We start from the raw sequence: 21,226 nt of genomic DNA, 5'->3' as shown, positions 1-21,226 counted from the left end.
GGCGCTCGCGGTGGTCCGCGAGGACCAGCCGGGCGACAAGCGCCTGGTGGTGTACGCCACCGGCAAGGCCACCGGCGGGGAACTGCTCGCCTTCGCCGCCTCCGCCACCCCCGCGGGCTCCAAGCCCTGCGCCGGCGCCGACGTGAAGCTCACCGTGACCGGCCCCGCGGGCCACGCCTCCGAACAGCAGCCCGCCACGGCGACCATCCGCGCGGTCAACACCTCCGGGCACAGCTGCACCCTCACCGGCTACCCGGGCGTGCAGCTCGCCGACGACCAGGGCAAGTCCTCCCCGATCGACGCCGTGCGCCACGACAGCGGCCCGATCACCCCGGTGACGCTGGCCCCGGGCGCCCAGGCCACCGCGGACCTGCTGTACAGCGACCTGAACGGCCAGGGCTCCGCCTCCGCCCGCTACGTGTGCGCGGTGGCCGGCTCCAAGGTCTCGATCATCCTGCCGAACACCACCCAGCAGGTGCAGGTGCCCGTGACCGGCGGCGTCGACAAGGGCGTCCTCAGCGTCTGTGGCGACCTCAACGTCGACGCCTTCACGAGCGGCCGGAGCTGACCGGGGCACCGGTCGCGCCGGTCCCCGTTCCGCGGGCGGCCGTTCACCGTGGTCGTGGGGGCTGCGGGGGCTGTGGGGCCGTGGGCGTCCTGGGCGTGCGGGCCCCTTCGACGTCCGGGGCCCGCTCCGCCCGCCGGCGCGGGCGGAGCGGGCCGCCGTTCAGGAGTGGAGCCGGTTCAGCGCCGCGGTGACGACGCCCTCGACACGGCCCGGGGCGTCGGCGGACCGGCCGGTGAGCTCGACGACGGCGACCCCGGTGCCGCTGCGCAGCACCGCGACCCAGCCGCTGACGACGCCGTCCCCGTTGTAGGCCGTGTACCAGCGGGCGGTGCCACCGGTGACAGTCAGGGTGTGGGCCGCGCCGTAGTACCAGTGGCCGGCGGGCTCGTCCTGGCAGTCCTCGACGAGCGCGACGAGCTGCTTCTCCCAGGCGTCGGCCGCGGTCCCGGTGGGAGCGCTCGCGGCCGACTCGGCCAGCCGGCCGGCGGTGTCGAAGGTCCAGGACACGGACGCGTACCCGGTGGCCGCGCCCTTGGTCAGGCCGCGCATGGTCTCCTCGCCGGAGCACGCGGACAGCCCCTGGCCTCCGGTCAGGTCGACGGTCGCGCCCACCGGGTTCAGGCCCTGCCGGGCGTAGTCCTCACTCTGGACCAGGCGGGCGGAGCCGAGTCCGGGCGCGGCGGGCGCGACCGCGGCCGGGCGGGCGGACCCGTGCGCGGCCCCGTCGGCGGTGGCCGACTGGGTGCCGACGACGCCGGCCGTGATCAGTGCGGCGGCGAGGCAGGCCGCGGCGGCGACCCGGTTGCGGCGAACGGACTTCTGCTGGACGGTCTGGTTCTCGGTCATCCGGTCCCCCTGTTGGTCGGGACGCCTGCTGCGTCCTCGTACGACCGGGGAGATGCCGCCGGGGAAGGGAAAGTTGGAGCCCCGACCGGCTGTTTCACAGCTGTGACAGAGCGGTCCTGACGACGCGGTCCATCGTGGCCGTCCCCAGGCAGGCGTCGACCTCCAGCACCGCGTAGTGGTTGCCGCTGCGCAGCACGGCGATGCCGCCGCAGGGCTCCGTGCCCTCGGGCGCCCTGCCGGTGGTGTTGAGGTCCCCCCGGTAGGTGCCCATCCAGCTCGCGGTGACGTCCGGGGCGAGCCGCACCGTCGTGGTCGGCCCGTAGACCCAGTGCCCCGGCACCGCTTCCTGGCAGGGCACCTCCTCCAGCAGCAGGCGGTCGGCGAAGTTCTGCGCCAGGGAAGGGCTCGGGGTCTCGGCGGCGATCTCGCGGGCGACCTGGTTGCCGCTGCCGAGGGCCACCGTGGGGTCGTCCGGGGAGGTGCGGGTGGTGGTCATCAGTCCGCGGAAGTGGGCACCGCGCCCGCCCAGGGTCTGGGCGAGGGTCTTCTCGCCGGAGCAGGCGGCGTTGGCGTAGGCCCCGTCGCCGAACCGGTCGGTGACGTGGATCCGCCCGGTGTCGACGTCCGGGCCGAACGCCTCGGGCCCCAGCAGGTTGGCGCTCGTCACCGGCCCGGTCGCGCCGGCCGGAGCGGTCGCGGGAGTCGCGCCGGCCGGAGCGGTCGGAGAGGTGGAGCCGGAGGCCGAGGACCCGGGCGTCGCGGCACCCGGCCGCGCCGCCGGGTGCGTGGCGGGGCCGGGGGGCGGCAGGACGAACCGGCCGGTCACCAGCCCCAGCGCGGCCGCGGCCACCAGGGCGGCGACGGCGGAACGGCGCCGGACGACGGCGCGGCCGTCGCCGCCCGCCGCGGGACCGTCGTTCACGGGCCGGTGACCAGACGCTCGCGCATGAAGCGGCGGGCCTGGTGGATGCGGTCCTTGACCGTGCCCAGCGGAACGTCCAGCTCCTCGGCCACCTGGACGTAGGTCAGGTCGCACAGGTCGCGCAGCACGAAGGCCTCCACCAGGGCGGGGTGCCGCCGTTCGAGCGCGGCCAGCGCCTCCATCAGGTCGAGCCGGGTCCCGGCGATGACGCTGGTGGTGCGCGGGTCGACGGACTCGGGGAGGTCGGCGTGGCTGTCCTCGGCGCGCCGGCGCAGCGAACGGTAGGTGGACCGGGCGGCGTTCGAGGCGATCACCGTCACCCAGCCCAGGAAGGAACCGTGGCCGCCGTACTCGCCCAGGTGCGTGCTGACGGACAGGAGCGCGTCCTGCGCGGCCTCCTCCGCGTCGGCGTGGTGGGGCAGGAAGCGCGAGCAGCGGCGCAGCACCACCGGCCGCAGTTTGGCCAGCAGGTACTCCTTCGACCCCGGATCCCCCGCCTGAGCGGCCGTCACGAGCCTTTCCAGCTCGCCTTCCTCGAACACCCGGATCCCCCGTTCGTCCCGCCCGGCACCCCGTCCGTCGAACGGGAGTTCCGCACTCCCCCCGACTCCGGCAGAATGCTGCCACATGCGCAAGCTCGGCCGTTACCTCCTGCTGGAGCGGCTCGGAGCCGGCTCCTTCGCGACGGTCTGGAAGGCCTACGATCCGGAGCTCGACACCGAGGTCGCGGTGAAGGTGCTGGCCGAGAACTGGGCCGCCAACGCGGACGTGCGCGAGCGGTTCCTGACGGAGGCGAGGCTGCTGCGCCGGATCGCCAGTCCGCGGGTGGTCCGGGTGCACGACGTCGGGGTGCAGGAGGACCGGCCCTACTTCGTCATGGACTACGTGCGCGGCGGCACCCTGGCGGACCGGGTCGGGCAGTGCGACCCGCAGGAGGCGCTGCGGCTGGCCGCGGAGGCGGGCTACGCGGTCCAGGTCCTGCACGAGGCGGGCGTGGTGCACCGCGACGTCAAACCGTCCAACCTGCTGCTCGCCGCCGAGCCCGCGCCCGCCGCGGTGCTGGTGGCGGACCTGGGCAGCGCCAAGCGGCTGGCCGACGCCTCCGGGCTCACGGTGACCACGGGCACGCCCGCCTACATGGCACCCGAACAGGCCTTCCAGACCGGCGGGTTCGACGGGAGGGCCGACGTGTACGCGCTGGCCGTCGTGGCCTACGAACTGCTGACCGGGCAGAAGCCGTTCGGCCCGGGCGGACGCGCCACGGCCCTGCTGACCGGCGGGCAGGCCGCCTCGACGCTGCCGGCGCTCCCCGCGGGAGTGGAGCTCCCGCCGAACCTCGCCGTGCTGCTGCGGACCGCGATGTCCGTCGATCCGGCGGACCGGCCGCCGACCGCCCGGGCCTTCGCCGACGCGCTGCTGGCCCCGGCCCCGCGGCTCCGGCCCCCGGAAGGCCCCTGGTGGCTGTCCCCGCGCGCGGTCCTGCTGGCGGCGGGCGCGGTGTTCACGGCGACGACCCTGCTGAGCTGGCTGTGGCGGTGAACCCGCGCCGCCGACGGCCACGGCCCCCTCGCCGCGCTCACCGGCCACGCGCCGATCCCCGAAGCATGCGCGTAGGGTCGGCGGTATGCGACTGAGCACCGTGATCCTCCCCGTCCACCGGTGGAGCGAGGGGCAGAAGATCTGGCGGCGGGCCGAGGAGCTCGGCTTCCACGCCGCGTACACCTACGACCATCTGAGCTGGCGCTCGTTCCAGGACGAGCCGTGGTTCGGCTCGCTGCCGACCCTGACGGCGGCGGCCTGCGCCACCGAGCGGCTCCGCCTGGGCACGCTGGTGTCCTCAGCCGAGCCTCGTTCACCCATCGCGGGCTGATCTGGCACTCCATCGAGTACGTCGCACAGCCGTGAGCACGGGCATGAGGCCTGGAAGCCGCAGGGTCGCCGTTGGGATGCTGGCACGAAGCCGGCGGACCTTGCAGAGAGCGTGAAGGAGACCGCCCGTCACGCTCGGGGGTACAACCCTCCCGGTCACATGGTCCGTGACAGATCATCGCCGTGCCGTGTTGCTGGTGATGTCTTCGGACTTGCTATAACCCGGCAGTGATGACCATGTGGGCCACTACGATGTTTGCTCGGGCTTGATCACCTCTGGAGCAGCATGCGCCTCGAACACATCATGATCGACAACTTCCGTGGCCTGAGCCGCGTGGACATGTCGTTTTCCCGATTTGGTTGCCTCATCGGCGAGAACAACGCGGGGAAGTCCTCGGTGTTCCAAGCGCTCAACATGTTCCTGCGTTCGGGGTCTGCGGTTGATACCGACTTCTTGAACCCGGCGAAGCCCATTCGCATCCAGCTCACCTTTGCTGACATCCGCACGGCAGACCTGCAACGCCTCGAAGAGGGCCATCGTTCACGCATCGAACCCGTGGTTGAGGACGGGCGTCTGACTTTGGCTCGGACGTACAACGGGCCGGGCAAGAGCCAGATGCGAGTGGTTCAGAAGGTGCCGAGCGACCAGCGCTTCCACAAAATCGCCTTGGAGGAGGTGCTCAAGCCCAAGATCTCCACGGAGGAGCTTGTGGCGAACGTTCAGCACACCTATCCCGAGATCTTCGACAAGCTGTCCGGCAAGATCAACCGTGCGGCCGTGAGGCGAGAATGGGCCGAATGTGTCGCCGCGCTCAGGGAGGACGAGTACAGCACAGGCGATGACCCACTGATGACAGGCCTGGACAAGTCAGTGGCTCCCCTACTGCCGGAGCCGATCTACATCCCCGCTGTGAAAGAACTCAACGACGATCTCAAGACCAGCTCGACGGCAACGTTCGGACGCCTTCTGTCCATCCTGTTCGATGACATCGAGCACCAACTGCCGCAGCTGGAGGAATCCTTCGATCTGCTTCGCAGGCAGCTGAACGTCGTGCCGGAGAAGGACGGAAGCGAGTCGGACCGTCGGTTGGAGGAGGTCCGTGAGATCGAATCGCTGATCCAGCGCAACCTGCAGGAGTCCTTTCCGCGCGCGAGCGTTCGCCTGGAGATCCCCCCGCCGCGCCTGCGCAGCCTGCTTGAGGAGGCGCAGATCGCCGTCGACGACGGCATCAGCGGCCCGTTCAAGACCAAGGGGGACGGCCTGCGTCGGTCAGTGGCGTTTGCCATCCTGCGCGCCTATGTGGACATGAAGACCGCGAAGCCGACTCAGCCTGGTGGTGCCCGGCAGCCCTGCCTGCTGCTGTTCGAGGAACCCGAGGTGTTTCTGCATCCGCAGGCGCAGCGCAAGCTCTTCGAAGCCCTGACAGTGTTCTCCGACTACAACGACGTTCTGGTCAGCACACATTCGCCGGCCTTCTGTGCGCCCGGGGCAACGGGTACGTTCGTGAAGGTGGTCAAGGACCACACGCTGGATCCGCCGGCCAGCCGGACCTGCGTGATCGATCTGTCAGACATGGGTGCTCGCGACCAGTTCGAAATCATCACGCACGAGAACAACGAGGCGGCGTTCTTCGCCAGCTCCGTGCTCCTCGTGGAGGGCCCGAGCGACCGCACCGTCATCTCTCACCTCGCGCGTACCCTCGACCCGCAATGGGACTTCGACAAGCACGGCGCTGCGATCGCCAAGGTTGAAGGCAAGGGCAGCATCGAGCGGTACCGCGGCTTCTTCCAGCGCTTCGAGATGAGGGTCGCGGTTGTCGCGGACCTAGACGCAGTGCTTGACGGGTTCGACAAGCTGGGGGCGAGCGACGACTGCCATAGGCTGCGTGACCAGGTCGTCACCAAGGTCAATGAACTTGTGAAGGGCGAGGACGCCAAGGTGTCCGCCAGCACTCTCAAGAGTCTCAAGAGCGGTAGCGCACGTGCTCTCTGGGAACATGCGCAGCTCAAGAGTGAGGAGCACGCCCAGGGGCTGTGTGGCTTCGATGAACTCGACGCGGCGGTGAAGGCGTTCTTCGCCCGTTCCACTTCCGGCGCCGCACGGCGGATCCTCGAAGAAGCCAGGGACCCGGAGCTGAAGAAGATAAAGCTGGAGCTACTGAAGAACCTTCGCAGCGAAGGTATCTATGTCTGGGAGCGCGGGGCGATCGAGGCGTACTATCCCGAGCTCCAGACCAATGAGTCGAACAACAAGAACGACCGGGCCCGCACGTTCTGTGAGCGTCACACCACTGCCGATGCCATTCGCGGTCTGCCTGCTTTCAAGGAATCGGCTGTTTGCGAGTTCGACCTCGTCTTTGAGGCGTTCTTTGGTACATCGCTGCTGCAGTCTGCAGCGGTTGACGTTCCCGGGCAGGCCACGACAGAAGTATCGGAACCTGCTCCCGCCGTCTGACTTTTTTTACCCGAAGGGCTGTCTGTGCGTCGGACCGCTGCTGCCTCTGAGCTCAAGTAGTAGCGGTCCGACCTTGCCATTGGACTTCTGCCGGTAGGCGTGGGAGTCAGCCCCGCCGAACCGCTTGACCCTGCTCCGTATCGAGGAAACCGCTGCGCGGGCCAAGGGGGGCGCGACGCCGTGCCATCAGAAAGGGCTCATCTCATCCAGGACCCGCTCTGCGAGCGCAATGATCGCCTTGACCTTCGGGGCGTCACTGGCCACGTCCTGGGCTTCGATCTCGGGCGCGTCCAGGTCCGCGTACTCCGCCTGGTTCCGGCGTCGGCGTATGCGGTCGAACGGCCGGAGAGCCGCCCCGAGGGGTGGATCGAGCTGGGCGCTGACGGCTTCCAGAACTGCGATGTGGCCTCCTCGGCTGGTCGGCCGTAGCCCCTGGTTCTCCAGAACCGCGACCAGCGCCTTGCGCGCTGCGTCGTACAGCAGCTGGTAGGCGCCGATCGCATCGAAAGAAACGACCGCCTGGGCTGCCTTGAGATGATTCGATGCCTGGGCGAGGAGATTGTCGGCCTGCCCCCGGCTTGCGGGCACTCGCTCCAGTTCCTTGCGCGCCAGCATGCCCTCAACCGCCGCGCGGCCCTGCTGCCACTTCATGTCTTATTCTTCCCTTCGAAAATTTCGAGTCGAACCGTCGGCCGGCTTCGGAGGCCGGTGAGGAACGGGTCCGTGCCTGGTCCGCGCCAGCGGGCCGGCGAGACCCGGTGGACGTTGACTTCCCGGCCGAGCATGCGCTCGGCCCTGCGCGCCGCCTCGAACAACTCGTCCTCGTCGGGGCTTCCCACCACGAGAACATCGACATCGTTGGGTACCCCGCCGCGTTCTCCTGAGTAACGGGCTGCCCAGGAACCGTAGATGTGGGCTTCCTCCACCCCGGCCAGTGGCAGCAACAGATCACCGAGCACTGCGATGGGGCCGTAGGTGAGGGCGAACAGCTCGGTCAGCGGGCCGGCCAGACGCCCGTCGACGTTGGCCCGGAGGAGGCGTAGGTTCCCGTGCCGCCGCTCGGCGATCAGCTCCGCTTCGACCAGTCGGTCCGCCTCACGACTGGCGGTCGCACTCGATACGCCGAAGCGCGAGGCGATCTCGGTGAGTGAGGTCTCATCCTGCGGATGCAGATACAGCCAGGCCAGCAACTCTCCTTGAAAGGGGGTACGTAGGAGCGGCAGCAGCGCCGGCGGGGGAGCTTGCATAAGTTGAAGAATAGCTTGCGGCTAATGCAAATACTTGCCCTAGGAGCCGAGATTCGCTCCTACGGGTGATCGTGCTGGTGCGGTACACGCCGTGCCCTGGTGAACTTCTGCCGTCCGGTGCCGGCGGCGAGTTCGCTGAGGCGCTCGCCGATCACGGAAACGCCCGGGCGGGGCTCCTGGGCGTAGTACCGGGGCTTGCGCCGGCGCAGAAGCTCCTCACCGTGCTCGCTCCAGGTGAATCCGGGCTTCCGCAGCAGCTTCCGGAAGACTGTGTCGACGGTCTCCGGGTGGGCGGCGGCCAGCCGGCGGATCGGCAATGGGGCGATCGACTCCTCGCGCAGGTACGTACGCAGCAGGTCCTGGTGCTGCCTACGGCCCGGGAGGGCCGGGTCGGTGAAGAGGTCCCGCAGCGTCCCGTAGTCCGGGTAGAAGTTGAGCCCGTCGACTTCGTCGTAGATGACGCCGACCGTGTCCGATTCCGCGAGTCCTCGCGGCAGTTCGAAGGCCGGGAAGGCCAGACCGGGGAGCCGCCGGCGCCGGGCGAGGTCAGGGAGTTCGGCGACGGCGGCCTCCTGCCGGTGCCGGTAATAGGCGTTGAGCCGGTCCTCGGCTTCGGCAGGGGCAAGGACCAGTTCGTCGCTGCCGCAGAACTCGACGAACGCGGCTCGGTCCTCCCGCATCGAGCGCCATCCCTGCTCGATCTTCTCAGGGTTGCGGAAGACCAGTGAGGGCTGTTCAGTGGCCAGTTGGAGCGCGGCCCGGGCGATCTCGGTGGCGCTGGAGCTCGGGTAGTGCGACATCATGCCGGAGATCAGCCATGCCCTGTCGGCCGACTGGACGGGCACCAGGCAGGTGTGGAGGAATCCTCCCTTGGGCACTCCGCGGAAGGCCGTCCGCCCGACGTTCGAGTACGTGCGGTACTCCAGGTCGTCGACCAGGTTCAGCAGGACGACGGCGTCCCCGTCCTTGCGCCGGATCTCGAAGAGGCCCTCGACCGGGTCGCGCCAGCCCAGCAGCATCTCCCGATCCGCCTCGGTCAAGTCCCGCCGTCCGGACACGAACCGGTCCACCACGGTCGAACCGTCCGGCAAGCGGTACCGCAGGATGAAGTTGTCGACGATCCGGATCGCATCGCCTTCCTCCAACTGCCGCTGAGGCCCGGCGGCCTCCAGGAGGAGGGGCGTCAACCACCGGTCGAACCGCGCGCTCTGGGCGAAGGCGACGAGTGCGCCCTTCAGTTCGGAACTTCGTTCGATCAGGCGCCGCAACGACGCCTCGTCCTCGCTCCGTACAGTGACAGTCATGAGAGCCCTCTCGGTCTTGAAGGTGCCGACGCTCACTGCGCCCAGTAGTGGCGATACGCCTCGACCCACTCCGCTCCGTCCGGCGCCGGATCCGGCAACGGAAGGTCCAGGAGCCCGATCGCCTGCCGGAATCCACCGCGGGTGCACAGGGCGACGATTCTTCCGTCCCGCGAGAGGTCGACGCTGCGCACGGTCACCTCGGCGCCCAGCACCGAGGTGCTGAACGGAACGGCCAGGTTCTCCTCGACGGCGGTGAACAGAGCCGACACCTCCTCGTGCTCGCCGTAGGTGTCGACCGTCGCTTCCTCGACCAGCGCGGCCAGTTCTGGCCTGCTCAGCGTGCCCATCGCGCCACGCTAGCCCACCTGCTCGTGCCGACGTGCGAGTGCTCCGAAACCCCTCCGATTCGCGCGAGTATCGTCGCAGCATGCGACTGAGCACCGTGATCCTCCCCGTCCACCGGTGGAGCGAGGGGCAGAAGATCTGGCGGCGGGCCGAGGAGCTCGGCTTCCACGCCGCGTACACCTACGACCACCTGAGCTGGCGCTCGTTCCAGGACGAGCCGTGGTTCGGCTCGCTGCCGACCCTGACGGCGGCGGCCTGCGCCACCGAGCGGCTCCGCCTGGGCACGCTGGTGTCCTCGCCGAACTTCCGGCACCCGGTGACGCTGGCGAAGGAGCTGATCACGCTGGACGACGTGTCCGGCGGCCGGTTCACGCTGGGGATCGGGGCGGGCGGGACGGGCTTCGACGCGACGGCACTGGGGCAGGAGGCGTGGTCGCCGAAGGAGCGGGCGGACCGGTTCGGGGAGTTCCTGCCGCTGCTGGACGAGCTGCTGCGCAACGACGCCACCACGCGCGAGGGGACGTACTACTCGGCGGTCGAGGCGCGGAACATCCCCGGCTGCGTGCAGACCCCGCGGCTGCCGTTCTACGTCGCGGCGGCCGGCCCGCGCGGGATGAGGCTGGCCGCCGAGCACGGGCAGGGCTGGGTGACGTACGGCGACCCGAAGGGCCCGGCGGACGTGCCGGTGGCGGAGGCGCCGGGCGTGGTCGCGCGGCAGATCGAGAAGCTGACGGCGGCCTGCGAGGCCGTCGGCCGGGACGCGGCCGGGCTGGAGAAGGTGCTGCTCCAGGGTTCGACGGCGGAGAAGCCGCTGGAGTCGCTGGACGCCTTCGTCGATTGGGCGGGTACGTACCGGGAGCTGGGCGTCACCGAGCTGGTGATCCACTGGCCGATCCCCGGCTCGATCTTCGAGAACGACCTGGCCGTGTTCGAACGGATCGCCACCGAGGGCCTCGCGCAGCTGGGTTGAGCCCTCATCGTCCGACGGAGCCGGAGCCCCCGGGAACACCCCGGGGCGCTCCGGCTCCGTCGTGTCGGCGGGGGCCGCTAGGATCTGGCCGATTTCCAGGGGGGATGGTTCCGGATTCCGTGATTCCGCATCACGTGGGTCCGCATGCCCCGGCCGAGTGCGTCGAGTCCGAGACGAAGGACGGCATGACCAGAGACATATCCAGAGGCAGCCGGCTGCGCCGGTCCATCGCGGTGGCGCTGGCGGCGGTGACCGGGTGCGCCGCGGCCGGCCTGGTCGCCCCGGCGGCCTCGGCCGACACGGGCCCGGCGCACACCGTGATCTCCACGGGGGCGGTATGGACGGCGGACACCCGCGTCTACCTCCAGCCCGACGGCGGGGACCGGACCTTCTGGTTCTTCGTCAAGGGGACCGGGATGACCGGTGGCAACAGCGTCACCTTCACCTCCTCCGCGGACCCCTCGCAGACCGTCCGGGCGAGCTTCGGCGGCGACGAGCAGGGCGCGCCCTGCTGGACGCCCAAGGGGTCGCCGAACAGCAACTGCCGGGTGACGGTGCACTTCCCGGGCGGCAGCGCGCCCGGCCACTGGGAGATGACCCAGGTGGAACTCGCCCAGCCCGACGGCTCGGTGTACCGCCAGCCGGTGACGTCCGCCATCGGCACCCAGCTGAAGGTGCCCTCGGTGGAGTTGACGGCCGGCGTCAACCCGATCCAGGCCTCGGGGTTCACGCTGAGCGCCGCCACCGCGGACAACCGCGCCCAGGCCCAGACCGTGACGATGTCGATGAAGGCCACCGACACCGCGGGCCGGATCACCCAGGTCGGCCCCGAGCTGACCGGCGACTGCTGGAGCAACGCCTTCGACCTCGCCTGGTCGGGCGACACGGTCACCATGAAGATCACGGTGCCGACCAGCGCCATGACCCCCTGCGTGGTCACCTCCGTCGAGGTGACCGACGACAGCCAGCGGAACTTCGACGTCAAGGCCCCGGCCGGGCTGGTCATCACCCCGCTCCAGACCCCGGCCACCGCCCTGACGATCGGTGACGTGTCCTTCCAGCACCAGGTGTCGCCCGACGGGGGCACCGTGCCGGTCTCCTTCCCGGTGACGGACTCGGTCCCGATCTCCCGGGTCGAGGTGACGGCGCACGGCCCGGTCTCCGCCGACTGCGCGCCGACCGCCTCGACCTCCGTCCCGCCCGGCACCCTCACCACGAACGTCTCGCTGTACCTGCCGTTCGCCGCGGCCGGGACGACGCCGGACGGCTCGAAGCCGACGGGCTGCCGCCCCGGCCTGTACGCGCTGGAGATCGTCGTCACCGACGCGAACGGCACCCACAGCTTCGGTGCGGCCGGCACCCCGCTGGCCAAGCCGCTGGACATCTCGATGGGCAGCGCGGGCACCTACGTGGCGATGGCGCCGCAGCGCCTGCTGGACACCCGCGGCGGCACCACCCTGCGCGGTCGCGGCGTCACCTCGCTGAAGGTCGCCGGCACCGCGGGCATCCCGGCCGACGCCGTCGCCGTGGTCATGAACGTCACCGCGACCAACGCCAAGGACACCGGGTTCGTCACCGTCCACCCGGCCGGTGAGCCCGCCCCGATCACCTCCAACCTGAACCACACCGCCGGGCAGACCGTCCCCAACGCGGTGACGGTCCAGCTGGGTGCCGGGGGAGCCGTCGAGCTGCTCAACGGCTCGGACGGCGACCTCGACCTGGTCGCCGACGTCACCGGCTACTACGTCCCGGACACCACCGGCGCCGTCTACACCGGCTTCACCCCCAAGCGGGTGCTGGACACCCGGCCCACCCACGTGCCGGCCCGCGGCACCGTCACGGTGAACCTGTGCGACCGGGCCAGGATCCCGTACGACGCCACGGCGGCCGCGCTCAACGTGACCGTCACCGACCCGAAGGACCAGGGCTTCCTGACGGTCTACCCGCACGGGCAGGCGCTGCCGAACGCGTCGACCGTCAACTTCACCCCCGGGCAGACGATCTCCAACACGGCGATCGCCCGGATCGGCGACGGCTGCCTGGTGGACGTCTTCAGCTCGGCGTTCGCGCCGGTCGACATCGTGGTCGACGCCTCGGGCTACTTCGTCCCGGACACCAGCGGCCAGACCACCGACGGCGTCCTGGTCACCGGCACCCCCGTGCGGCAGTACGACAGCCGCGAGGGCGGCGGCCCGATCCCCGGCGGCAGCTCGCTGCTCGGCTGGGGCATGAAGCCGCGGGACTGGGGGATCGGCTCGCTGCTGCTCAACGTGACGGCCACCAACCCGACCGCGGACAGCTTCGTCACCGTCTACCCGGACGCGGGGCCGGTGGACTCCGCCCCGACCGGTGCCGGGCTGCCGGACGCCTCCAACCTCAACTTCACGGCGGGGCAGACCATCCCCAACCTGGTCAACGCCGCGGTGGGCGCCAACGGGTACGTGGACTTCTTCAACCACGTCGGCAGCACCGACCTGGTGGTCGACATGTTCGGGTACTACACCACGGGCGTCGGCGCGAAGCCGGCCCCCGCCACCCCGAAGGCCGCCGGCCCGAAGTCGGCCGCCGCCGCGCCGTCCGCGGCGCCGTCCGCGACCGGGAGCGGTGCCCGGCCGGTGAACCCGCTGGAGCTGCCGGTCGCGCAGGCGCGGACCGCCGCCGGCCGCCCCTGATCCCCGCCCCTCCCGGGTGACCGACGGGTGCCGCCCCGGGTGGGCGGCACCCGTCGCCGTTCCCGCCCGGCGTCCCGGCGTCCCGGCGGGTCGGCGGGCCGGCGGGGCGGCTCAGACCCCGGTGACCGCCTCGGCGCCGTTCGCACAGCCCAGCGCCGAGGCGGCCCGTTCGGCGAAGCCCTTGGCCAGCCCGCCCATCCGCTCGCGGCCGGGGCCGTCCGCGAGGGCCTTCCCGTCCTTGCCGGTGAGCCTGGCGACGGCCCGGAAGCCCGTGCTCCTGCCGTCCAGCGCGCACTGGAAGTCGACCGCCCCGGCGCTGCCGCCGGCGCCGGACAGCACGACGCCGAACCCCGCCTCGACGGTCAGCAGCCGCCCGCCCTCGCCGTTGACCGAGCACCGCACGGAGGCCGGTTCGGTGCCGGTGGCCGCCCGGAAGTCCGTCCGCACGTAGACCCGGGGGGCGCCGCCCAGGACGCCGGGGACGGCAGGGTCGTCGAGCAGACCGCGGCACTCGCCGTGCGACAGGGCGACGGCCGGCGGCCGGTAGGAGGTGTGGTCGAGGTAGAGGTGCCAGCCGAACAGCCCGCCGCCGAGCAGCAGCGCGGCCCCGCCCGCCACCAGGGCCCGGGGGTGCTTCATGAGCACTGCTCCTTCCTCGTGTCGGCCAGCGCGATCCGGGCGACCAGTTCGAGGTCGGACCGCACGGCGTCGCCGGAGCCGCGGACGGCCTCCCCGGCGACGACCTCCAGCTCGACGTAGTCGCTCCCCGCGTACTTCCCGGTCAGACAGCTCGCGGCCACGGCCGCGCCGCCCGGCCAGGAGACGCTGAGGCCGCCGCCCTCGAAGGGGCGGGCGTCCGGGCGCTTCGCGGCCTCGGAGGACAGGGCGAGCTCGCCCTGGCGCCCGACGGACGTGAGGGTGAGCACGGTGCGCCCGTCGATCCGGACGACGCAGGTCCGCGGGTCGGGGCCGAGGAGGGACGCCGTCCGCTCCTCGGAGTCCTGGTCGCCGTCCGGCAGCAGCCGGCCGAGCGGGGTGTCGGCGCCGGTGGGCAGGCGGCAGAGGTGGGCGGAGCGGCCGGCGGCCTCGGCCGGGCGGTGGCCCTGCCAGTCCCGGTAGCCGACGAAGCCGGCGGCCGCCACCGCCACGACCAGCACGGCGGGCAGCAGCAGCGGATCGTGCAGCCGCCCCGCCCACCGGCCCGCCAGGAGCCGGTTCCGGCCGGACGGGTGCCCGCTCACGCGTCGCCCTTCGCGTTGGTGCTGACGTTGTTCGCCGTCCCGCGCGCCATGCCCTGGAGCGCGCTGTCGCGGGCGCTGTTGGCGAGCCGGTCGATGTCCTGGCGGGGGATCGCGGTGCCGGAGCCGGCGTCCCGGACGGCCTGGTCGGCGCCCCTGGCCACCCGGCCCTCGGCCTCGGCGGTGTGGTCGCGGCCCTCTTGGCGGCCGTCCTCGGTGGTGTCGTGCTTGTTGGCCTCGATCACGCTGTCGGCGATCTCGTCGAGCAGCGCGCCGGCGATCTCGCCGCCGAGCGGGACCTTCTCGGTCACGGAGCCGATGACGGCGTTGAAGGCGTCCTTGCCGTAGCCGACGTTCTTCTCCAGCGCGTCGTTGAACTCCTTGTCGGAGGCGGCGTGCTCGTTGTGCACCTCGTCCACCCGGGCCTGGTTGAGGTAGCCGCTGACGACTCCGCCGGACTCCGCGTTGTGCTTGATGTCCGACTCCAGCCGGGCGAAGTCGGTCTCCCCGCTGTCGAGGTGGCCGCGGACGAGCGCGGTGGTGTACGCCTGGTTGGCGTTGGCCACCGCGCCGTAGGCGTCCGGGTCGCGCCCGAGCGCGTCGAGCAGCCCGGCCACGGACGAGGCGTTGAGGTTCGCCGGGGAGCCGTTGACCGGCAGGTCGGTGCCGTGGGACAGGGCGTTCTGCACGTCCCCGATGTACTCGGCGGTCATGTGCCCGAGGCTGCCGCGCATCGCGGCGAGCTTGCCGTCGCCCTTGATGTCGTCCAGCGCCCCGTCACCGCCGTGCCGCCCGAAGGTGTCCACGACCCGCTTCATCAGGTCGGACTGCTCGCCGGTGTGGCGGGCGGGCGGCACTGGCCCGGGCTCGTCGTACGGGTGGCCGGTGGTGGCGGCCTCCAGGGCGCGGCCGAAGGCGGCCGGGCCGGCCTGCTTGCTCGCGTCCCACACCTTGGAGTCCCGCGAGGTGGTGTCCGGGATCCAGTCCTTGTCGTGGGAGTAGTACTGGAAGTAGTCCGCGGGCTTGGGCTTGCCGCCCTGGTTGACGGTGCCGTCCTGGTTGTACGCGGTCGGCTGCTCGGTGAAGAACTTGGTGGACGCCTCCGGGCTGTGCGCGAGCGCCTCCAGGATCGCGGTGGTCGGCCGGAAGCCGGAGCCGGCCTCGTCGCCCCCGGTCAGGTTGAAGCCGTGGATCTTGGAGCCGGGCATCGGGGCCGGCCAGTACCGGTCCTGGGTGTCGAGCTGGGTGACGTGCTCGGCGATCGGGTTGATGAAGTGGGCGTCGTAGTTCCCGTTCATCAGGATGCCGGAGAGCACCTGGTAGCCGTACGGCACGTAGTCCAGGCCGGAGGCGCGGTAGGGCTTGTCCCAGACCGGCTGGGAGCCGGCCTTGCGCAGGGCGGCGGCCCACTCGTCGGACAGGTGCGGCTCGTTGGTGGTGCGGGTGGCGGTGGCCAGGCTCAGCCCGAGGTTCTTCTGGAGCTGCTCGTAGGCCTTCCAGCGCGGGTCCTTGTCGTCGCGCGGGTGCGCCGGGTCGCCGACCATGCCGTTCCAGGACTTGATCAGGCCGTCCGGCCCGAGGTCCTGGTAGAACTTGGTGGCGAACTTCGGGTCGTCGCCGTGCGAGGCCAACAGGGAGTTGAGTTCGGTGAGTTCGGGCTCGGAGATGTCCCCGCCCTTGGCGGCGAGCTGGGCGGCGCGCTTGCCGTCCGCCTCGGGGCCGCCGCCGATGGCCTTACCGTTGAAGGACTTCTGGGGGTCGGTCATGCTGTCGGCGCGCAGCGCGTAGGCGATCCGCTCGTCGGCCGCGGCGGCCTCGGCGACGGCGGCGTCGATCGCCTTGCGGGCGGCCGACGCCTTGTCACCCCACTCCTTCTGGTACTCCTGGAGGGCCTCGTAGTCGTGCCGGGTGGCGTTGTCGGCCGGGGGCCAGCTCACGGTGCCGTTGTCGGTGACGGTCAGGCCGGAGGCCCGGGCGTCCGCGACGGCCTTGTCCAGCTTGGTCCTGGCCGCCTTGAACTCGGTCGAGGCCTCCGTGAAGATCGAGGCGAAGGCGTTGGCCTCGGTGACGGCGGCGCTCAACTGCTCGTTGGTGCGCTGGAGTCCGGGGCGCGCCTGGTCGGCCGCGGGCCCGCTCCAGCAGGCGGAGTTGACCTTGGCTATCACCGTGTTGTCCCAGTCGTCGTCCATCGACTTGAGCTTCTGGGCCACGGTGGTCCAGGCGGTGGCGGCGCTGTCGAGGACGCCGAAGTCGGCGGTGCTGAGCTCGTGGAAGTCGACCATGGCTGGACTCCTCTCAGCCGGTGAAGCCGGCCTGGGTGGCCGACTCGTTCCGCTGGTAGTTGGCGGCGGTGGCGCGCAGCGCCTGGGTGGTCTGGCCGATGGTCCCGCCGAGGGCGGCGACGCACTGGTCCCAGGTGCCGGCGGCGCCCGCCGCGGCCTTGCCGGTGCTCCAGTTGGCGAGCGAGGTGGAGACCTTGGTGGTGGCCTCGTCGGCGCCCCGGCCGTCGGTGTTGAGCCGGGCGTGGATCTGGTCGGAGTTGTTCCCCGCGGTGGTGAGCGCGTCGGGGTCGGCGCTGAAGCCGCCGCCCCCGCCCCCTCCGCCGCCGGAGGCCGACGCCGAGTTGATCCGGGTGCGGGCCACCTCCTGGGCGCGGGCCTGGTCGGTCAGGTTCCCGTCCGCGTCGTAGGCCCAAGGGTTCATCATCCGGTCGAACGCCGTCGCCCGATCAGTCATGTCGCTCGGTTCCCTCCCGTGCCGGCACGCTGTACCGGCACCCCCGTCGGCCATAGAACTCGGCAGTGGAACTCGGCAAAGAGTCCGGTAAGTGCTCGGCAAGCACGTAAAGAGTTCGACAAAGGGTACAGGCGGTTCCGCCGGTGCCGAACCCCTAGGGGAGCGGGTGCCCGGCGTCATACCAGAGCAGCAGGGGCGCTCGTCATTCGAGCTCATGACCCGTACCGCACAAGACCGTTACGTTGGTCCCGTGTCCACAGCTGTCATCAAGACGGACGGCCTCACCAAGAGGTATCCCCGTGTCACCGCGCTCGACCAGCTCACCGTCGAGGTGCGGCCGGGCGTGGTCGGCCTGGTCGGGGCCAACGGCGCGGGCAAGTCCACCCTCATCAAGATCCTGCTCGGGCTCGCCCCGGCGACCTCCGGCCGCGGCGAGGTCCTCGGCCTGGACGTCGCCACCCGGGGCTCCGAGATCCGCGCGCAGGTCGGCTACATGCCCGAGCACGACTGCCTGCCGCCGGACGTCTCCGCGACGGAGTTCGTGGTGCACATGGCCCGGATGGCGGGCCTGCCCGCCACCGCCGCCCGTGAGCGCACCGCGGACACCCTGCGGCACGTCGGCCTGTACGAGGAGCGGTACCGCCCGATGGGCGGCTACTCGACCGGCATGAAGCAGCGGGTCAAGCTCGCCCAGGCCCTGGTGCACGACCCGAAGCTGGTGCTGCTGGACGAGCCGACCAACGGCCTCGACCCGGCCGGCCGGGACGAGATGCTGGGGTTGATCCGCCGGGTGCACACCGACTTCGGCATCTCGGTGCTGGTCACCACCCACCTGCTCGGCGAGCTGGAGCGGACCTGCGACCACCTGGTCGTGATCGACGGCGGCAAGCTGCTGCGCTCCTCCTCCACGGCCTCCTTCACCGAGGCGACGGCCGTCCTCGCGGTCGAGGTCGGCGACTTCCCCGAGGACCACCGGGGGGAGCCCGGCCCCGCGGTCCGCGAGCGGCTCGCCGCCGCCGGCCTGTCCGTCCAGCCGGAGGGCTCGCACCAGCTGCTGGTCCGGCTGGCCGACGAGTCGACGTACGACACCATCCGCGACGCCGTGGCCGAACTCGGCCTCGGGCTGGTCCGGTTGGAGCAGCGCCGGCACCGGGTCGCCGAACTCTTCACCGACGCCCAGGACACCGGGCCGGACCAGGACACCGGGCAGAGCCAGGCCACCGGGCCGAACCGGGCCACCGAGCAGAACGAGGGAGGGACGAACGATGCCGCTGCCTCCTGAGACCAGGACCGCCGACACCGGCGTCATCCACGACATCGGCTACCGCGGCTACACCGGCCCCCGGCTCGGCCGTTCCTACGCCACCCGCGCGCTGTTCACCCAGAGCCTGCGCGCCGCGTACGGCCTCGGCCGCTCCGGCAAGTCCAAGGTGCTGCCGATGCTGGTGCTGGGCGTGATCACCGTGCCCGCGACGATCTTCGTGGCGGTCTCGATCGTGATGAAGCGCAACGAGCTGCCGATCGAGTACTCCGGCTACCTCTCCGTCTTCAGCCTGGTGATCTCGGTCTTCCTCGCCTCCCAGGCGCCGGTGCTGTTCTCCCGGGACCTGCGCTACCAGACCGTCCCGCTCTACTTCTCCCGCCCGATCACCCGTACCGACTACGTCCGGGCCAAGTTCGGCGCCATGGTCTGCGCCCAACTGCTGCTGATGGCGGCCCCGCTGCTGGTGCTGTACATCGGCGCGCTGCTCGCCGGGATGGACTTCGGGCACAACACCGGGCACTTCCTGTACGGCCTGGTCGCCGCCGTGCTGTACGCCCTGGTGCCGACCTCGGTGGCCGTGGTGATCGCGGCCGCCACCCCGCGCCGGGGCTTCGGGGTGGCCGCCATCATGGGCTACCTGGCGGTCAGTGCCGCGCTGGGCGCGGCCGCGGTCGGGATCAGCAACCGCAGTACGACCGGGTCTGACGCCCCGCAGTGGATGTCGCTGATCTCGCCCACCGACCTGGTGGAGTCCCTGGTCAACGAACTGTTCGGCCTCGGCGAGGGGTTCGACCGCCGGCACGCGCCGGGCGGCGTCGGCCTGGCGGTGTTCGCGCTCGTCGCGGTGGCCATGGTGGTCGGCTCGTACCGACTGCTGCTGCGCCGTTACCGCCGTGTCTAATCCCAACTGCAGTGTCTGAGAGGGCGGCATGGCCACCATCAGCATCGACAAGGTCTCCCGCTGGTTCGGGAACGTGGTCGCGGTCAACGACATCACCATGACCATCGGCCCCGGCATCACCGGCCTGCTCGGCCCCAACGGGGCGGGCAAGTCCACCCTCATCCACATGATGAGCGGCTTCCTGGCCCCCTCCAGCGGCTCCGTCACCCTGGACGGCGCGCCGATCTGGCGCAACCAGCAGGTGTACCGGCAGATCGGCCTGGTGCCCGAGCGGGAGTCGATGTACGACTACCTGACCGGCTGGGACTTCGTCCTCGCCAACGCCGAACTGCACGGCCTGCCCCAGCCGGGCGCCGCCGCCCGCCGGGCGCTGGACCTGGTGGAGATGGCCCACGCCAAGGACCGCCGCACCGGCACCTACTCCAAGGGCATGAAGCAGCGGGTCAAGATGGCCTCCGCGCTGGTCCACGACCCGTCCGTGCTGCTGCTCGACGAGCCCTTCAACGGCATGGACCCGCGCCAGCGGCTCCAGCTGATGGACCTGCTGCGCCGCTTCGGCGCGGACGGCCGGACGGTGCTGTTCTCCTCCCACATCCTGGAGGAGGTCGAGCAGCTGGCCCGGCACATCGAGGTGGTGGTCGCCGGACGGCACGCCGCCTCGGGCGACTTCCGCAAGATCCGCCGACTGATGACCGACCGCCCGCACCGCTACCTGGTCCGCTCCAGCGACGACCGCCGGCTCGCCGCCGCGCTGATCGCCGACGGCTCCACCAGCGGCATCGAGGTGGACGAGCGGGAGCGGGCACTGCGGATCGAAGCGGTGAACTTCCAGGGCTTCACCACCCTGCTGCCCGCGGTTGCCCGGGAGGCCGGCATCCGGCTGTACACCGTCTCCCCGGCGGACGAATCGCTGGAGAGCGTCTTCTCCTACCTGGTCTCCGCATGAGCGGGCGCATGAGTGCCGCCACCGGGACCGTTGTCGCCCAGGAAGGGGCCGACCGACCATGAACCCCACCGTCGCCAGGCTGACCCTGCGCGGGCTGCTCGGCCGCCGCCGCGGCCTGCTGCTGCTGGTGGTCCCCACCCTGCTGCTGGCCGTCGCGGCCGTCGCCAGGCTGTCCGGTGCCGACGCCCACGAGACGGCCGGCAACATCCTCGGCGCCCTCGGCCTCGGCACCCTGGTCCCGATCCTCGGGCTGGTGGTCGGCACCGGGGTGATCGCCAACGAGATCGACGACGGCTCGATCGTCTACCTGCTCGCCAAGCCGCTGCCCCGGTGGCGGATCGTCACCACCAAGCTGGTCGTCGCGATCGGCGTCACCTGGCTGTTCTCGGTCGTCCCGACGCTGCTGGCCGGGCTGCTGCTGGTCGGCACCCAGGACGGCATGGCGCTCGGCTACACCGTGGCGGTGCTGGTCGCCGGGGCCGCGTACAGCGCGCTGTTCCTGCTGCTCGGCGTGGTCACCCGGCACGCGGTGGTGGCCGGGCTGGCGTACGCCCTGATCTGGGAGTCGACGGTCGGCAACTTCGTCGAGGGCGCCCGCACGCTGAGCATCCAGCAGTGGGGCCGCTCGGTCGCCGAGGCGGTCGCCGGGCAGAACGCGATCACCTCCGACGTCTCGCTCGGGGCGGCCGTGCCGCTGCTGCTGGTGGTCACCGTCGCGGCGACGGTGCTCGCCTCGGTGAAGCTGGCCGGGCTGACGCTGGCCGGCGAGGAGTGAGCCCGGTACCTCCGCTGAGCCCGGCCCCCCGCTGAGCCCGGTTCCTCCGCTGAGCCCGGTACCGGAGCGCGCCGGTACGGCAGTGGGCCCCGGACACCTGAGGGCGACCACCGCGTAGGCGATCAGCGCGCCCGCGACGATCAGCAGGGTGCTCTTCCTGAAGTCGAA

General features: G+C 71.2%; 20 protein-coding genes and 1 pseudogene. 10 read left to right on the top strand and 11 right to left on the bottom strand.

Annotated elements, in window-relative coordinates; all coding sequences use genetic code 11:
* Window positions 1–568 (top strand): DUF4232 domain-containing protein (locus tag AB0E96_RS21685; protein ID WP_359826072.1); only part of this gene is annotated, 568 nt, incomplete at its 5' end.
* Window positions 569–727: 159 nt separating this feature from the next.
* On the opposite strand, the gene AB0E96_RS21680 is transcribed toward AB0E96_RS21685, so the two are convergent.
* The 3 genes from AB0E96_RS21680 to AB0E96_RS21670 all read right to left on the bottom strand — a co-directional run bounded on the left by AB0E96_RS21680 (window position 728) and on the right by AB0E96_RS21670 (window position 2,848).
* On the bottom strand, window positions 728–1,414 hold the full coding sequence (locus AB0E96_RS21680) for a hypothetical protein (RefSeq protein ID WP_359826070.1): 687 nt from the start codon (window positions 1,412–1,414) through the stop codon (window positions 728–730).
* Window positions 1,415–1,508: 94 nt separating this feature from the next.
* A complete protein-coding gene (locus AB0E96_RS21675) occupies window positions 1,509–2,336 on the bottom strand; it encodes a hypothetical protein (RefSeq protein ID WP_359826067.1) in 828 nt (275 codons plus the stop codon).
* The gene (locus tag AB0E96_RS21670) at window positions 2,333–2,848 is read right to left on the bottom strand and encodes a sigma-70 family RNA polymerase sigma factor (RefSeq protein WP_359826065.1); all 516 of its coding nucleotides are present in this window, start codon (window positions 2,846–2,848) and stop codon (window positions 2,333–2,335) included. Before AB0E96_RS21670 ends, AB0E96_RS21675 begins: the two co-directional genes overlap by 4 nt.
* 115 nt (window positions 2,849–2,963) lie before the next feature.
* On the opposite strand from AB0E96_RS21670, the gene AB0E96_RS21665 reads away from it, so the two are divergent.
* The 3 genes and pseudogenes from AB0E96_RS21665 to AB0E96_RS21655 all read left to right on the top strand — a co-directional run bounded on the left by AB0E96_RS21665 (window position 2,964) and on the right by AB0E96_RS21655 (window position 6,660).
* Window positions 2,964–3,875, top strand: coding sequence for a serine/threonine-protein kinase (locus tag AB0E96_RS21665; protein ID WP_359826062.1), 912 nt, complete (start codon window positions 2,964–2,966; stop codon window positions 3,873–3,875).
* Window positions 3,876–3,960: 85 nt separating this feature from the next.
* Window positions 3,961–4,176: pseudogene (locus AB0E96_RS21660) on the top strand (LLM class flavin-dependent oxidoreductase); the annotation flags it as partial.
* 315 nt (window positions 4,177–4,491) lie between these two features.
* Window positions 4,492–6,660, top strand: a complete 2,169-nt coding sequence (locus AB0E96_RS21655; protein WP_359826060.1) for an AAA family ATPase — start codon at window positions 4,492–4,494, stop codon at window positions 6,658–6,660.
* A 186-nt stretch (window positions 6,661–6,846) separates the two neighbouring features.
* Here AB0E96_RS21655 and AB0E96_RS21650 read toward each other — a convergent pair whose 3' ends face one another.
* The 4 genes from AB0E96_RS21650 to AB0E96_RS21635 all read right to left on the bottom strand — a co-directional run bounded on the left by AB0E96_RS21650 (window position 6,847) and on the right by AB0E96_RS21635 (window position 9,558).
* Window positions 6,847–7,311 (bottom strand): hypothetical protein, encoded by a 465-nt coding sequence (locus AB0E96_RS21650; RefSeq protein WP_359826057.1) that lies wholly within the window; start codon window positions 7,309–7,311, stop codon window positions 6,847–6,849.
* Window positions 7,308–7,850 (bottom strand): MarR family transcriptional regulator, encoded by a 543-nt coding sequence (locus AB0E96_RS21645; RefSeq protein WP_359826055.1) that lies wholly within the window; start codon window positions 7,848–7,850, stop codon window positions 7,308–7,310. The genes AB0E96_RS21650 and AB0E96_RS21645 overlap by 4 nt, the downstream gene beginning before the upstream one ends.
* A 116-nt stretch (window positions 7,851–7,966) precedes the next feature.
* Entirely contained in the window at window positions 7,967–9,211 is a 1,245-nt protein-coding gene (locus tag AB0E96_RS21640) for a hypothetical protein (protein WP_359826053.1), read from the bottom strand.
* Between the two features lie 32 nt (window positions 9,212–9,243).
* Window positions 9,244–9,558 (bottom strand): hypothetical protein, encoded by a 315-nt coding sequence (locus AB0E96_RS21635; protein WP_359826050.1) that lies wholly within the window; start codon window positions 9,556–9,558, stop codon window positions 9,244–9,246.
* Window positions 9,559–9,638: 80 nt separating this feature from the next.
* Here AB0E96_RS21635 and AB0E96_RS21630 point away from each other — a divergent pair, with 80 nt between their 5' ends.
* On the top strand, window positions 9,639–10,526 hold the full coding sequence (locus AB0E96_RS21630; protein ID WP_359826048.1) for an LLM class flavin-dependent oxidoreductase: 888 nt from the start codon (window positions 9,639–9,641) through the stop codon (window positions 10,524–10,526).
* A 185-nt stretch (window positions 10,527–10,711) separates the two neighbouring features.
* Window positions 10,712–13,198, top strand: a complete 2,487-nt coding sequence (locus AB0E96_RS21625; RefSeq protein WP_359826046.1) for a hypothetical protein — start codon at window positions 10,712–10,714, stop codon at window positions 13,196–13,198.
* 111 nt (window positions 13,199–13,309) lie between these two features.
* On the opposite strand, the gene AB0E96_RS21620 is transcribed toward AB0E96_RS21625, so the two are convergent.
* From AB0E96_RS21620 to AB0E96_RS21605, 4 genes are read right to left on the bottom strand one after another with little or no spacing between them, the layout of a single operon-like run.
* The gene (locus AB0E96_RS21620; RefSeq protein ID WP_359826044.1) at window positions 13,310–13,837 is read right to left on the bottom strand and encodes a hypothetical protein; all 528 of its coding nucleotides are present in this window, start codon (window positions 13,835–13,837) and stop codon (window positions 13,310–13,312) included.
* Window positions 13,834–14,439, bottom strand: a complete 606-nt coding sequence (locus tag AB0E96_RS21615; protein WP_359826041.1) for a hypothetical protein — start codon at window positions 14,437–14,439, stop codon at window positions 13,834–13,836. Before AB0E96_RS21615 ends, AB0E96_RS21620 begins: the two co-directional genes overlap by 4 nt.
* A complete protein-coding gene (locus AB0E96_RS21610; protein WP_359826040.1) occupies window positions 14,436–16,718 on the bottom strand; it encodes a hypothetical protein in 2,283 nt (760 codons plus the stop codon). Before AB0E96_RS21610 ends, AB0E96_RS21615 begins: the two co-directional genes overlap by 4 nt.
* Before the next feature lie 13 nt (window positions 16,719–16,731).
* Entirely contained in the window at window positions 16,732–17,172 is a 441-nt protein-coding gene (locus AB0E96_RS21605) for a hypothetical protein (RefSeq protein WP_359826037.1), read from the bottom strand.
* Window positions 17,173–17,422: 250 nt separating this feature from the next.
* Between AB0E96_RS21605 and AB0E96_RS21600 the strand changes: the two genes are divergently transcribed.
* Genes AB0E96_RS21600 through AB0E96_RS21585 form a run of 4 tightly spaced genes read left to right on the top strand, consistent with a single transcriptional unit; the run spans window position 17,423 to window position 21,058 of the window.
* A complete protein-coding gene (locus AB0E96_RS21600; protein WP_359826034.1) occupies window positions 17,423–18,454 on the top strand; it encodes an ABC transporter ATP-binding protein in 1,032 nt (343 codons plus the stop codon).
* Window positions 18,438–19,337, top strand: a complete 900-nt coding sequence (locus AB0E96_RS21595; RefSeq protein ID WP_359826031.1) for an ABC transporter permease — start codon at window positions 18,438–18,440, stop codon at window positions 19,335–19,337. Before AB0E96_RS21600 ends, AB0E96_RS21595 begins: the two co-directional genes overlap by 17 nt.
* 28 nt (window positions 19,338–19,365) lie before the next feature.
* The gene (locus AB0E96_RS21590) at window positions 19,366–20,283 is read left to right on the top strand and encodes an ABC transporter ATP-binding protein (RefSeq protein WP_359826029.1); all 918 of its coding nucleotides are present in this window, start codon (window positions 19,366–19,368) and stop codon (window positions 20,281–20,283) included.
* A gap of 58 nt (window positions 20,284–20,341) precedes the next feature.
* Window positions 20,342–21,058: an ABC transporter permease subunit gene (locus AB0E96_RS21585; protein ID WP_359826026.1), complete on the top strand. Its 717-nt coding sequence runs from the start codon at window positions 20,342–20,344 to the stop codon at window positions 21,056–21,058.
* Window positions 21,059–21,226: the final 168 nt, after the last annotated feature.

It is taken from the genome of Kitasatospora sp. NPDC036755 (assembly GCF_040636595.1).
Taxonomy (GTDB): Bacteria; Actinomycetota; Actinomycetes; order Streptomycetales; family Streptomycetaceae; genus Kitasatospora.
This window is presented reverse-complemented; position numbering and strand designations above follow the sequence as displayed.